Genomic DNA, 12,160 nt, shown 5'->3' with positions numbered 1-12,160 from the left:
CCTCGCGGGTTGCGTGCGGGTCTCAGGGCGTCTCAACGCGCCACGTGCGCGTCATCTTCCCGCACCCGCTCCGACCGGCACCGTGTCCCACAGCGCGGCGACGGCGTCGGCCACCGCCGCGGGCCGCTCGATCTGCGCGACGTGCCCGGCCCGGGGCAGCACCAGCAGCCGCGCCCCGGGCAGTGTGGCCGCCGTCCGCGCGGCCAGCCGCGGGGACACGATGCGGTCCTGCTCGCCCCACACCACCAGCGACGGCACCCGCACCCGGGCCATCCGGCGCCAGATCTCGCGCCCGGCCCACAGCCCGAGCAGACCGCGGGTGGCGCCGTCGGTGGCCGCGCCGGCCCAGGGCAGCGTCGCGCGGTGCTCGTGCTCGGAGATCAGCTCCTCGAGCCGGCGGGCGGAGCCGCGCTGCGGGTCGGCGAAGCAGACCTTCACGATCCGCTCGGCGCGGGTCCGCAGCGGCTCCTCGGCCAGCGCCCGCCGCGCGCCGCGCCCGAGCAGCGGCACCATGGCCAGCGCCATCCGCGGGTCCGACAGGCGTCGCGGGTCGGGGCGCCGGTCCGGCACCGCGGGCGAGACCAGGGTGAGGCTGCGGACGAGCTCGGGACGGCGGGCCGCCACCGTCGTCGCGATCACGCCGCCGAGGGAGTTGCCGACCAGGTGCACCGGGCGGTCGCGCCCGGCCAACCAGCACAGCAGCGCGTCCGCCATGCCGTCCGGGCCGAAGTCGGCGACGGCGGTCGGCTCGGACAGCCCGAACCCGGGCAGGTCGACGGACAGGCCGGCCGCCCGTGGGGCGAGGAGCCCGGCGAGGTCGGTCCAGTTCGTGGCCGACCCGGCGAGCCCGTGGACGTAGACGGCGTCGGCGTCGGCGGAGCCGGGGGTCTCGCGCACGTGCAGGGTGACCCCGCCGGAGGTGACCGCGCGGCCCGGCCACGGCGGGCGCTCCGCCGCGGCCCGTTCCGCGTCCGCCGGTCCCGCGGTGCCCGGGGACGTCGCGGCACCCGGCGCCGTCACCGGGGCGGGCACGGTGACGGGCGGGTGAACGGACATCGACGAGGCGGCGACCATCCGACCAGCATGACGTGTCGTGCGCGTCACCCGCCGCGCCGGGTGATCCCCGTCTCGCTGTGATCACCGTCCGCATCCGGCACTCCACGGAGCGCAACGAGATCGCGCCCCGGACGTTGTACCCCGTGGACGACGCGACGGAGGAGGTGGGCATGGGGCGGATCGCGGGATCGGCCGCGGCCCGGCTTGCCGGTTTCGGCGCCGCGTCGGTGCTGGTGTTCACCGCGGCCTGGACGGCGGGCGGTGCGGTGGGCACGCTCTCGGCGACCCCGGCCGCCGACGCGCGTGCCGGCGACGAGCGCGGCGACGACGGAGTCCTCGCGGCCGGCCTGGCCACCGGCGACGCGACGACCGGCGCGGGCGGCGTGCTCACCACCGCGGCCGGCTACACCCTGACCCCGGTCGGGACCGTCCACCCCTGGCGCGAGCCCACCGAGGTCGCGTTCACCGTGACCGGTTCCGACGGCGCCCCGGTGACCCGGTTCGACGCCCCCGCCGACGGCTCCGGGGTCCTGGACGTCGCCGTGCTGCGACGCGACGTCGCCGGCTACATGCGGCTGCGCGCCACCCAGGGCCCCGACGGCGTGTGGCGGGCACCGGTCCGGTTCCCCGGCCAGGGCGTGTGGCGGCTGTACGCCGGGTTCACCCCGACCGGCGGCCCGCACCTGGACCTCGGGACCGACCTGCACGTCCCCGGCACCTACGGTGCCTTCACCTTCCCGGCCGAGAACCGGGCGGGGCTCTGCGGGGGCAGTGACCAGCAGGTCCGTCTCGACGGCGCCCTGGTCCCCGGCGGGGATTCCCGGCTGTTCGCGACGGTCGGGCGCGACGGCACCCCGGTCACCGACCTCGAGCCCGTCGACGGCGGCGCGTTCGGCCGGATGACCGCGGTCCGCCAGGGCGACCTGGCCCGGTTCCCGGTCCGTCCCGAGATCACCGGCGCGGCCGCGACCGACCGGTCCGGCCCCGGGGTGGCGTTCGCGGTGTCGGTCCCCGCCCCGGGCAGCTACCGGCTGTTCCTCGACTACCGCTCCGGCGGTGTGCTGCGGTCGTGCGAGTTCACGCTCCCGACCGCCCCGGGGAGCTGACGGCGGTTGCGTCCGGTCCTGCGGGCCGTCGCCCCGCCGGTGGCGGCCCTGTTCGCCCTGCTGCTGCCGCTCGCCGGCCCGCCACTCGCCGGCGCGGCGTGGGCCCCGCCCTGCGCGGCGGCGGCCCTGCTGGTCGCCCTCGCCGTCGTCGCGACGACGGGGCGCCCCGGTCTGGGCGTCGCCGGGCGTGGCCTGCGGGAGGGCACGGTGACCGCCGAGACCGGCGTCGCGGCGGCCGTGCTCGCCGCGCTGGGGTGGTCGGCCGCGGTGCTGGCCGTCGCGGCGGTCTCGCCCGCGGGTCCGGACGCGGTGCCGGCCGACCCGCTCGCCGGGCCCGTCCTGCTGCCCGGCGCCGCCGCGGTGCTGACCGTCGTCGCGGCCGCGGTGCAGCGCACCGGGCGCCCGGCCGACGGGGACGCCGACGAGGTCCGCGCGGGCCTGCGCACCGTCGCGGACCGGTGGAGCGCCCTGCTCACCCCGCCCGCGGCGCTGGCCGCGGTCGCGGTGACCGCGTTCGCGGCGGGCACCGGCACCCCGTGGCCCGTCGCGGTCCCGGCCGGGATCGCGGTGCTGGTCGGGGCCTGCCCGGTGCCGCTGCTGGCCGCGTTGCCGGCGGCGCTGCGGGCCGCGGACCGGGCGGGCGGGGACACGGTGCGGCTGCCGTCGCCACTGCCCGGGCGTCGCGAGCCGGTGGGCTGGACCGGGCCCGCGGGCGGCCCGGGACTCGTGGGCCGGGTGGACACCGTCGCGCTGGCCGGGCCGGACGTGCTGACCGGCACCGGCCCCGGGACGGTCACCGTGCACGCGGGCCGGGGCGAGGACCCGGCACTGGTGGTGCGGCTGGCCGCGTCGGTCGCGGCGGGCGCGCGGCCCGGGTCGGACCTGCGCGTCGCGGCGCGGGCGCTGGCCGACGCCGTCGACGGCCCGGTGCCCGACGTCGCCGAGGCCGACGAGCAGCCCGGCCTCGGGGTGTCCGGCCTGGTGGCCGAGCTGCGGGAGCCCGGCCCGGGCGACGGCGGCACCACGGCGACCGTCGTCGCGCACGCGGTCCTGCTCGGCGGCCCGGACTGGCTGGCCGAGCACGGGATCCGGGTGCCCCCGCCGCTGTCGGTGCAGCGCGAGCGGGCGGTGGCCGAGGGCCGCGCCGTCCTCGTCGTCGCCTGGGACGGGTGCGCGCGCGCCGTGCTCGCGCTGCCCCGGGCGCCGCACCCCGCGGCCCGACCGGGGGTGACGGAACTGGCCGCGGCCGGGGTCGCGCCGGTCCTGCTCACCCCCGACGACGACGGCGCCGCCCGCGCCCTCGCCGCGGCGTCCGGTCTCGACCCGGCCGACCCCGACGCCGTCCGCCCGGGGCTGGACGCGGCGGCGCGGGCCGCGGCCGTCGCCGGGCTGCGGGTACGCGGCCGCACGGTCGCGGTGGCGGCCGACCCGGCCACCGACGAGGCCGCCCTGGCCGCCGCCGACCTGGCCGTGGAGCTGGTGCCCTGGCCCGCCGCCGACGGGGCCGGACCCGGGGCCGCGGACGGCCCGGACGACGGCCCGGACGCGCGGCCGGACCCGGTCGTGGTGCCCGCACCCGGATCGGAGAGGATCTGCGCCCGTGGCGGCCCCGCTGAGGTGGCCGCCGCCCTGCTGATCGCCCGCCGCGCGCGGGCCCAGGTCCGCGCGTACGTCCGTGCGGCCGTGGTGCTCGCCGTCGCCGGCGTGGTCCTCGCCGTACTGGGGACGCCCGCGGTCGTGGTGGCCGCCGTGCCGGTCCTGGGTGCGCTCGGGCTCGCCGCCCGGGGCCCGCACCGCCGATCGTGAGAGGTTGTCACCCTTCTGCGGAGAAGCCCGTTCACGGATCGTTCGTCAACGCGGTTACCTGCTAGTAGGGTATTCCCACGACGGGTGAGAGGTAGGGGGCCCATGACCGGAACCGCCACGCCACGGGGCGCACGACTGTCCCGCGGTGCGCGGCGCGCCCAGCTGCTGCTGGCCGCCCGCGACGTGTTCGCCGACCAGGGCTACCACGCCGCCGCGATGGACGACATCGCCGAGCGGGCAGGCGTCTCCAAGCCCGTGCTGTACCAGCACTTCCCCGGGAAACTGGAGCTGTACCAGGCGCTGCTCACGACCTACGCCGAGGAGCTCGTCGAGCGGGTCTCCAACGCCATCGAGCGGACCGAGCACAACAAGGAGCGCGTGCAGGCCGCCGTCGCGGCGTACTTCGACTTCGTCGCCGGCGAGGGCAAGGCCTACCGCCTGGTGTTCGAGTCCGACCTGCGGGGCGACCCGGAGGCCGCGGCGCTGGTGGAGAGCGCGCTGGACCGCTGCATCGACGCGGTCGCCGGCGCGGTCACCACCGACGCCGGCCTGGACCAGGACCGTGCGCGGCTGCTCGCCGTCGGTCTCGTCGGGCTGAGCCAGGTCGGCGCCCAGTTCTGGCTGGACTCCGACCAGCGGGTCCCGCGCGACGAGGCCGTGGCGCTGATGGCCTCGCTGGCCTGGCGGGGCATCGCCGGGTTCCCGAAGCAGGGCCTCGACCAGATCTGACGACCCGGCCCCGGCGGCGGGGCGAGCGGCTCAGGCCGCCTGCTCCGCCCCGGCCCGGCGCACCAGCGCGGCGATCCGGTCGGTGACCCCGCCGACCCGCTCCACCGGGAGCATGTGCCCGGCGCCGGGGAACACGGTCAGCTCGGCGCGCGGCAGGCTGCGATGGATCCGCCGGGCGAACCGCGGCGGTGTGAGCCGGTCCCGGGTCCCCACGAGGATCTCCACCGGCAGCGACGAGAACGCCGCCAGCGCCTCGTCGCGCTCGTGGCTGGTGAGGGTCGGGGTGAACCCGGAGACCGTCGTCGGGCGGCAGTCGGCGATCGCCTCGCAGGTCGCGCGGACGGCGAGCCGGTCCGGCCGGGTGCCGAGCAGCAACGGCTGCAGCCCGGCCCGCAGCAGCGTCGGGTGGGTCGACAGCGACCGGCGCCCGGTCCACAGCGGGCTGACGGTCACCTTGTCCTTGCCTGCCAGGAACATCTTCGCGGGCCGCCCGGTCATCCCGAGCGTCGCCGCCGCCCCGAGGCCGCCGCTGGCGGTCGCGACGAGCGCGACGCCGGTGACCCGGGACGCGACGAGGTCGGGGTGGCGCTGGGCCAGCGCCATCGCCGTCATCCCGCCCATCGAGTGCCCGGCGATCACCAGCGGCCCGGTCGGGGCGAGCCGGGTGATCACCTCGGCCATGTCGTCGGCGAGGACGTCGAGGGTCTTGAGCTCGTCGGGGGTGTCGTCGGAGCGGCCGTGCGCGCGGTGGTCGTAGCGGATCACCCGCGGCGCGGGGCCGCCGCCGGGCGCACCGACGGCGAGGGCGTCGGCGACCGGGGCCCAGCAGCGCTCGTCGAGGGTCCAGCCGTGCGCCAGCAGCACCGTGACCGGCGCCGACTCCGGGCCCGAGACCCGGGCGAACAGGCCGGTCCCGTCACGGGTGACGATCCGTGTGCTCATCGCGGGATGCCTCCTCAGATCAGGTGGGCGCGCTTCCACAGGGTCTCCGTCGGGCCGCCGACGATCCCCTGCTCGCGCAGGAACGGCACGAGCTTGCGCGAGGACCAGCGCAGCATCTCGTGGTGGTGCGGGTTGGCCAGCGCCGCCTTCCGCCCGACGGCCGGGGCGATCCCGACGCTGCGGTACACCTCGGGGTGGATGAGGTTGCGGGCGAGGACGAACGCGATCCGCGCGGTGAGGTAGCGGGCCCAGGCGCGCTCGGCGCGGTTGGTCCTCGGCATGATCCGCTGCAGCTCCTCCCGGGCGTAGCGGACGTGCCGCGCCTCCTCGGTGACGTGGATCTTGTTGATCATGCGGGACAGCGGCTGGACGCGCTCGTCGCGCATGCCCTCGCGTTGGAGCTGGTCGAGGATCTCCTCGACGAACAGGGTGCCGGCGAACATCGCCGGGCCGGTCCCGATGGTCTTCATCAACCGGCCCTGCTCGTGGGTGAGCCGCCGCGGGGCGTAGTCCGGCACGCCGTAGCGCTCGGTCGCCTTGGCGAACATCATCGAGTGCCGGCACTCGTCGGCGATCTCGACCAGGGCGTACTGGATGTGCGCGCGACGCGGGTCGCGGTCGTAGGCGTAGCGCAGCAGCATCTGCATGAGGATCATCTCGAACCACAGCCCGATCCGGGCGACGCTGCAGAACTCGTGCACCGACAGCGTGATCCGCTGCTCCTCGGTGAGGCCGTCCCACAGCGGCGTGCCGTAGAGCGACACGCGCTCGGGGACGATGCCGTACCTGCCCTCGACCAGCGGGGCGTCCCAGTCGATGTCGATCGACGGGTCGTAGGAGGTCGTGACCGAGCTCTTGAGCAGCCGTCGGGCGGTGTCCTCGCGGTCGGCGAGGTTCGTCTTGCTGCCGGTGCGGGCGGGAGCGCTCATCGGTCGCGCCTTCCTGCTGGGAGGGGCCTGCGGTGGCGGGTTCCACACCCGGAACCCTTGCTGTTACCGACGGTAACGGTTACCACTGGTAACGTGCCCCAGGACACGAGGGATGTCAAGCCGGACGCGCGCAGCCGCCGACGGGAGGAACGGCGGACCGAGATGGTCTCCGCCGCCGTCGAGGCGATCCGCGAGCACGGCCCGGGGGTCTCGGTCGCCCAGATCGCGGCCGCGGCCGGCATCACCAAGCCGGTGCTCTATCGGCACTTCGCCGATCGCGCCGACCTGCAGCGGGCCGTCAGTGAGCACGCCGCGGACATGTTGATGCAGCGGATCTACCCGGTGCTGGCGATCGATGCCGAGCCGATCGAGCACGTCGCCGCCGTCATCGACGCCTACCTCGGGATGATCGAGGACGAGCCCCAGCTGTACCGGTTCGTCGTCGCGAACCCGGCCGAGCCGGTGCCGGGTGCCGAGATCGCGCAGGACGTCCGCGGCCAGATCGGCGCCCTGCTGACCACCCTGTTCGGGGAGCGGCTGCGCGCCGAGGGCCGCGACTCCGGCGGCGCCGAGGCGTGGGCACACGGGATCATCGGGATGGTCCAGACCGCGGGCGAGTGGTGGCTGGAGCGCCGGACGATGAGCCGAGACGCACTCACCAACTACCTGTCCGCGCTGATCTGGGGCGGGATCGCCGGCGTCGCCGGGATCGACTCCCCCACCGCGAACGCCGACATCCTGCGGCTGGTCCCCGAGCCGCAGGTGCACGACGCCTCGGGGCGCGACCGGTGAGCGGCGACCACGATCACGACGAGGGCTACCGCGGCCCCGCCACCCTGGTGCTCGACGGGGAGACCGTCGACGTCGAGGTGCTCCTCGACGCCCGGCACGAGCCCTTCGACGGCAGGCTCCACTGGTCCGGCCGGGTCGCCGCGCACCCCCGGCTCACCGCGCTGCTCGGCAGCCGCGGCGGCACCGCCGAGGTCCGGACGCCCGGGCACGCCGCCGTCGGCACGCTGTCCGAGCCGGACGTGTGGGACCGGTTCCGGATCACCGGCACCGGCAGGCCGCCGTTCGCGCTGGACGGGCCGCCCCCGCCGGAGACCGACTGACCCGCGCCCACCGGCTCCGGACACGCGTCGGGCCCGGTCCCGCGGACGGGTACCGGGCCCGGACGACTCCGTGTGCGTTCAGCCGCTGAGGCCGAATCCGACCCGGCGCTCCTCGGACGGGCCGATCTCCACGTACGAGATGCGCGCGACCGGGACGACGTAGCGACGGCCCTCGTCGTCGGTGAGGTCCAGCAGCCCGTCGTCGGACTTCATCGCCCCGCTCACGAGCTGGGCCACCTCGTCCGGCGTGCGGTCGCTGGACACCACGAGCTCCCGCGGGGTCTCCGCGATGCCGATCTTGACCTTCACCGGTGGTCCTCCCGATCCGTCACTTCTGATCACCTTGCCCGCGCCAGGCTAGTCCAGATCGGGCCGGAGCATCGGCGAGCCGGGAGCGGACGGCCGGGCCGGGGCTCAGGAGAGTCCGAGCCTGCCCATCCGGCGGCCGTGCGCGGTCTGCACCGTCCGGATGAGCCCGGCCACGCCGCCCTTCTCCCCCGAGCCGAGCACGATGAACTCGGCCAGCTCGTCGCGCTCGGCGACGACCCGCTGGGCGTGGGTGACGGCCTCGCCGAGCAGCCGCCTGCCCCACAGGGCGAGCCGGTCGCGCTGCGCCGGGTTGGCGGCGCAGGCGGCCTGCACCTCGCGCTCGGCGAAGGCGGAGTGCCCGGTGTCGGCGAGCACCCGCTGCACCAGGTCGCCGGTGCCGGGGTCCACCCAGCCCGCGACCTCACGGTAGAAGTCGGCGCCGAGACCGTCGCCGAGGTAGGCCTTGACCAGCGACTCCAACCAGCTCCGCGGGGCGGTCGAGGCGTGGTAGCTGTCGATCAGCGCGACGAACGGCGCCATCGCGTCGGCGACGGTGATCCCGCTGCGGCCCAGGTGGTCCTCGATGAGGCGGAAGTGGCCGATCTCGGCGGCGGCCATCGTCGACAGCTGCGCGCGGCCGGCCAGCGTCGGCGAGGCCCGGGCATCCTCGGCGAGCCGGTCGAACGCCGACAGCTCGCCGTAGGCCAGCACGCCGAGCAGCTCCACGGTCGCGGCCGTCGGCGCGTCGCCTCCAGTGGTCATGACCGTCACCCTAACCGGGCCGCACGGGCCCGCCGGGCGGCCCGCGACGGCCGCCCGGGCCACGGGGCGAGACAACTCACCACACCCGGCGACGCCCGCGCCGTCGTGTTCGCGCGCCGCGACGGGTACCATGCGGGCAGCGCGTCACCGGATTTCGGGCTCATGGAACTCCATGCGGACGCGCCCACCGCGCGGGGACCGGGTAACGGGACGAGCGGCCGACACGGCCGAGCACGTCTCACCGGGACCCGCACCCGAACTGGTGCGCGCAGCGCCTCGGCGGCTCTCCCGCCCGGACCGTCCCCGACGGCCCGGGGCCGGTCGACGAGCCACGCCACGGCTCCTGTGCGCGGAGAGAGGCGATCACACTGTCCCGAGTCGACAGCACCGACACCCCCGAGGCCGACCCGGGCTTCCTGCCCACCGGCATCACCCCCAGCGAGACCCCGCTCGGCGTGACCAACCCCGGCGGCGAGAAGCTCCCCCCGACCTTCGCCGAGCTCGGCGTCCGGCCCGAGATCGTCTCCGCGCTCGCGGAGAACGACATCGTGCGCACGTTCGCGATCCAGGAGCTCACCCTCCCGCTGGCGCTCGCCGGCGAGGACGTCATCGGCCAGGCCCGCACCGGCACCGGCAAGACGCTGGGCTTCGGCGTCCCGCTGCTGCAGCGGATCACCCCGCCCGGTGAGCGTGCCGCGGCCACCGCCGAGGGCGAGGCCGCCGACCGCACCAAGGACGTCCCGCAGGCGCTCGTCGTCGTCCCGACCCGCGAGCTGTGCGTGCAGGTCGCCCGGGACATCGCCGCCGCGGGCAAGAACCTGGGCGTGCGCGTCGTCGCCATCTACGGCGGCCGTGCCTACGAGCCGCAGCTGGAGGCCCTGCGCAAGGGCGTCGACGTCATCGTCGGCACCCCGGGCCGGCTGCTCGACCTCGCCGAGCAGCGCCACCTGGTCCTCGGCCGGGTCAAGGCGCTCGTCCTCGACGAGGCCGACGAGATGCTGGACCTGGGCTTCCTGCCCGACGTCGAGCGGATCCTGCGCATGCTCCCCGAGGAGCGGCACACGATGCTGTTCTCGGCCACCATGCCGGGCCCGATCGTGCAGCTCTCGCGCGCCTTCCTGACCCGCCCGACGCACATCCGCGCGGAGGAGGCCGACCAGGGCTCCATCCACGAGCGGACCAAGCAGCTCGTCTACCGCGCGCACGCGATGGACAAGGTCGAGCTGGTCACCCGGGCCCTGCAGGCCAGGGACCGCGGCCTGACAATGATCTTCACCCGGACCAAGCGGACCGCCCAGCGGGTCGCCGACGACCTCGCCGAGCGCGGCTTCGCCGCCGCCGCGGTGCACGGTGACCTCGGCCAGGGCGCCCGTGAGCAGGCGCTGCGCGCGTTCCGCGCGGAGAAGGTCGACGTGCTGGTCGCGACCGACGTCGCGGCCCGCGGCATCGACGTCACCGGCGTCACGCACGTCATCAACTACCAGTGCCCCGAGGACGCCAAGACCTACGTGCACCGGATCGGCCGCACCGGCCGCGCCGGGCGCGAGGGCGTCGCGGTCACGCTGGTGGACTGGGACGAGACCCCCCGCTGGAAGATGATCTCCGACGACCTGTCGCTGGGCATCGACGAGCCGGTCGAGACCTACTCGACCTCGGACCACCTGTTCACCGACCTCGACATCCCGACGACGGCGTCCGGGCGGCTCCCGCTGTCCGCGCGTACCCGCGCCGGGCTCGACGCCGAGTACATCGACTCCGAGGGCGACCACCAGGGTGCCCGCAAGCCGCGCGGCAGCCGTCGTGACGGCGCCGGGCGCGACGGCGGCGGCCGCGAGGGCAGCCGCGACGGCGACGGCGACGGCGACGAGGGCGGTCGCCGCCCGCGGCGCAACCGGTCCCGTTCCCGGACCCGCGGCGGGGTCGCGGTCGAGGCGGGTGCCTCGGCCCCCGCCGAGGGTGCCGCCTCCGCGGGCTCCGCCGAGGGCGCCCCGCAGAACGGGCCGGACGCCGGCGCGTCGGCCGAGGGCGGGGCGGCCAAGCCGCGCCGCCGTCGTCGCCGCGGCGGCTCGCGGCGCGGACCCGGCGGCGGCGAGTCCGCCGACGGGGCCGACGCGGCCGCCAGCTGACCCCACGCGTGCTGCGCGGCCGACCCCTGCGGGACCGGCTCCCGCTCCCGGGCGTCCCCGCCGAACGACGACACCGCGGCGACCGACTGGTCGCCGCGGTGCTCGTGCTGCTGCTGGCCGGGGTCGCGGTGCTCTACGCCGTGCAGAGCCCGGCCGCACACACCGAGTCGGTGACGGCAGCGACCGCGCCCACCCCACCGCCGCCGGTCGGCCCGGTCCCGGCCGGGTTCGGCGAGCTGTGGCGGGCGGCCAGCCCGGACACCCCGGTGCCGCTGGCGGTCGGGGACGGCGTCGTCGTCGCCGCGGGGGCGCGGGTCTCCGGGCACGACGCCCGCACGGGCGCCGAGCGCTGGAGCTACTCCCGTGACCTGCCGCTGTGCACCACCGGGTTCGCCGACGGCCGCGTGCTCGCGCTCTACCGCAACGACGAGTACTGCTCCGAGCTGTCCACGCTCCAGCCCGACTCCGGGGCCCGTGGACCGGCCCGGACCCTCGACGCCCGGCCCGGCACCCGGCTGATCGGCCAGGACCCGGTGGTCGCGACCGGCCAGGACTACGTCGAGACCTTCCGCTCCGACCTGGTCCGCACCGCCGAGTACGGCACGGTGCGCGCGCTGGAGGAGCCCGGCTCGCAGCCGCGGTCGGGGTGCACGTTCCGCTCCTTCGCCGCCGCCGAGGACCGCGCCGCGATCCTGGAGCGCTGCCCCGGCGAGCCGTCCGAGCGGCTGACGGTGCTGCGCCCCAGCGGGACCGAGGGTGACCGGCCCGCGTTCGACTCGTCGTCGGTCACCGGTACCGACGGCGCCCAGGTGGTCGCCGCGTCGTCCGAGCGCGTCGCCGTCCTGCTCCCGGGCGCACCCCGCCTGGCCCTCTACGACCGGTCCGGGCGCAGCATCGGCGAGTTCCCGGTCGACGCGGGGGCGACGGTCGCCGCCCCCGCCGACGGTGTCGCCCGCACCACGGCCGACGACCGGCGCCGCTACTGGTGGACCGGCGGCGCGACGGTCGCGCTGGACACCCGCAGCCTCCAGCCGCTCTGGAGCCTGCCCGGCACGCTGGGCCCCGGGACCCGCTACGGCGACCGGCTGCTCGTGCCCGTCCCCGGCGGCATCGCCGACGTCGACCCGGCCACGGGTGTCGTCGCCCGGACCCTGCCGGTGGACCGCGGCCCGGTCACCGCGCCGGTCCTGCTCGCCGTCCAGGGCGCCCTGCTGGTCGAGCTGCGCGGCGACGAGCTCGTCGTGCTGGGGCCCGCCGGCTGAGCCGGCGTCGGCTCCGCGCGG

12 protein-coding genes are annotated in these 12,160 nt (G+C 76.7%); 7 read left to right on the top strand and 5 right to left on the bottom strand.

Annotation, left to right across the window (positions count from 1 at the left end):
* Positions 1-51: 51 nt before the first annotated feature.
* Positions 52-1,074, bottom strand: a complete 1,023-nt coding sequence (locus ATL51_RS21340; RefSeq protein ID WP_100879725.1) for an alpha/beta fold hydrolase — start codon at positions 1,072-1,074, stop codon at positions 52-54.
* A gap of 125 nt (positions 1,075-1,199) precedes the next feature.
* On the opposite strand from ATL51_RS21340, the gene ATL51_RS21335 reads away from it, so the two are divergent.
* From ATL51_RS21335 to ATL51_RS21325, 3 genes are all read left to right on the top strand, one after another.
* Positions 1,200-2,162, top strand: coding sequence for a glycoside hydrolase family protein (locus ATL51_RS21335; RefSeq protein WP_157818476.1), 963 nt, complete (start codon positions 1,200-1,202; stop codon positions 2,160-2,162).
* A gap of 6 nt (positions 2,163-2,168) precedes the next feature.
* Entirely contained in the window at positions 2,169-3,968 is a 1,800-nt protein-coding gene (locus tag ATL51_RS21330) for an HAD family hydrolase (RefSeq protein ID WP_100879723.1), read from the top strand.
* Between the two features lie 102 nt (positions 3,969-4,070).
* Positions 4,071-4,697 (top strand): TetR/AcrR family transcriptional regulator, encoded by a 627-nt coding sequence (locus tag ATL51_RS21325; protein ID WP_062400521.1) that lies wholly within the window; start codon positions 4,071-4,073, stop codon positions 4,695-4,697.
* 30 nt (positions 4,698-4,727) lie between these two features.
* On the opposite strand, the gene ATL51_RS21320 is transcribed toward ATL51_RS21325, so the two are convergent.
* Together ATL51_RS21320 and ATL51_RS21315 are read right to left on the bottom strand one after the other, a co-directional pair.
* Positions 4,728-5,639, bottom strand: coding sequence for an alpha/beta fold hydrolase (locus ATL51_RS21320; RefSeq protein ID WP_100879722.1), 912 nt, complete (start codon positions 5,637-5,639; stop codon positions 4,728-4,730).
* A gap of 14 nt (positions 5,640-5,653) precedes the next feature.
* The gene (locus ATL51_RS21315; RefSeq protein ID WP_100879721.1) at positions 5,654-6,568 is read right to left on the bottom strand and encodes an AurF N-oxygenase family protein; all 915 of its coding nucleotides are present in this window, start codon (positions 6,566-6,568) and stop codon (positions 5,654-5,656) included.
* Positions 6,569-6,661: 93 nt separating this feature from the next.
* Here ATL51_RS21315 and ATL51_RS21310 point away from each other — a divergent pair, with 93 nt between their 5' ends.
* On the top strand, positions 6,662-7,360 hold the full coding sequence (locus ATL51_RS21310) for a TetR family transcriptional regulator (protein ID WP_073578317.1): 699 nt from the start codon (positions 6,662-6,664) through the stop codon (positions 7,358-7,360).
* Positions 7,357-7,680: a DUF4873 domain-containing protein gene (locus ATL51_RS21305; RefSeq protein WP_062400515.1), complete on the top strand. Its 324-nt coding sequence runs from the start codon at positions 7,357-7,359 to the stop codon at positions 7,678-7,680. Before ATL51_RS21310 ends, ATL51_RS21305 begins: the two co-directional genes overlap by 4 nt.
* Positions 7,681-7,758: 78 nt before the next feature.
* On the opposite strand, the gene ATL51_RS21300 is transcribed toward ATL51_RS21305, so the two are convergent.
* Both ATL51_RS21300 and ATL51_RS21295 read right to left on the bottom strand, forming a co-directional pair.
* Positions 7,759-7,989, bottom strand: coding sequence for a DUF3107 domain-containing protein (locus ATL51_RS21300; RefSeq protein ID WP_020625913.1), 231 nt, complete (start codon positions 7,987-7,989; stop codon positions 7,759-7,761).
* Between the two features lie 105 nt (positions 7,990-8,094).
* Positions 8,095-8,751: a ferritin-like fold-containing protein gene (locus ATL51_RS21295; protein WP_100879720.1), complete on the bottom strand. Its 657-nt coding sequence runs from the start codon at positions 8,749-8,751 to the stop codon at positions 8,095-8,097.
* A gap of 455 nt (positions 8,752-9,206) precedes the next feature.
* Here ATL51_RS21295 and ATL51_RS21290 point away from each other — a divergent pair, with 455 nt between their 5' ends.
* Positions 9,207-10,877: a DEAD/DEAH box helicase gene (locus ATL51_RS21290; protein ID WP_392567379.1), complete on the top strand. Its 1,671-nt coding sequence runs from the start codon at positions 9,207-9,209 to the stop codon at positions 10,875-10,877.
* An 8-nt stretch (positions 10,878-10,885) separates the two neighbouring features.
* Positions 10,886-12,139 carry an Rv3212 family protein gene (locus ATL51_RS28720; RefSeq protein WP_100879718.1) on the top strand — a complete coding sequence of 418 codons (1,254 nt, stop codon included), beginning with the start codon at positions 10,886-10,888 and terminating at the stop codon, positions 12,137-12,139.
* The last annotated feature ends 21 nt before the right edge of the window (positions 12,140-12,160 follow it).

The sequence above is a fragment of the Pseudonocardia alni genome (assembly GCF_002813375.1).
In the GTDB taxonomy this organism is placed as follows: domain Bacteria; phylum Actinomycetota; class Actinomycetes; order Mycobacteriales; family Pseudonocardiaceae; genus Pseudonocardia; species Pseudonocardia alni.
The sequence above is the reverse complement of the archived record's forward strand: the minus strand, read 5'-3'. Positions and strand labels throughout refer to the sequence as shown.

What these genes read in the sequence shown, in the direction of transcription:
- ATL51_RS21325 (WP_062400521.1), top strand. Translation starts at nt 4,071, where the DNA reads ATGACCGGAACCGCCACGCCACGGGGCGCACGACTGTCCCGCGGTGCG.
- ATL51_RS21320 (WP_100879722.1), bottom strand. Translation starts at nt 5,639, where the DNA reads ATGAGCACACGGATCGTCACCCGTGACGGGACCGGCCTGTTCGCCCGG.
- ATL51_RS21340 (WP_100879725.1), bottom strand. Translation starts at nt 1,074, where the DNA reads ATGGTCGCCGCCTCGTCGATGTCCGTTCACCCGCCCGTCACCGTGCCC.
- ATL51_RS21295 (WP_100879720.1), bottom strand. Translation starts at nt 8,751, where the DNA reads ATGACCACTGGAGGCGACGCGCCGACGGCCGCGACCGTGGAGCTGCTC.
- ATL51_RS21315 (WP_100879721.1), bottom strand. Translation starts at nt 6,568, where the DNA reads ATGAGCGCTCCCGCCCGCACCGGCAGCAAGACGAACCTCGCCGACCGC.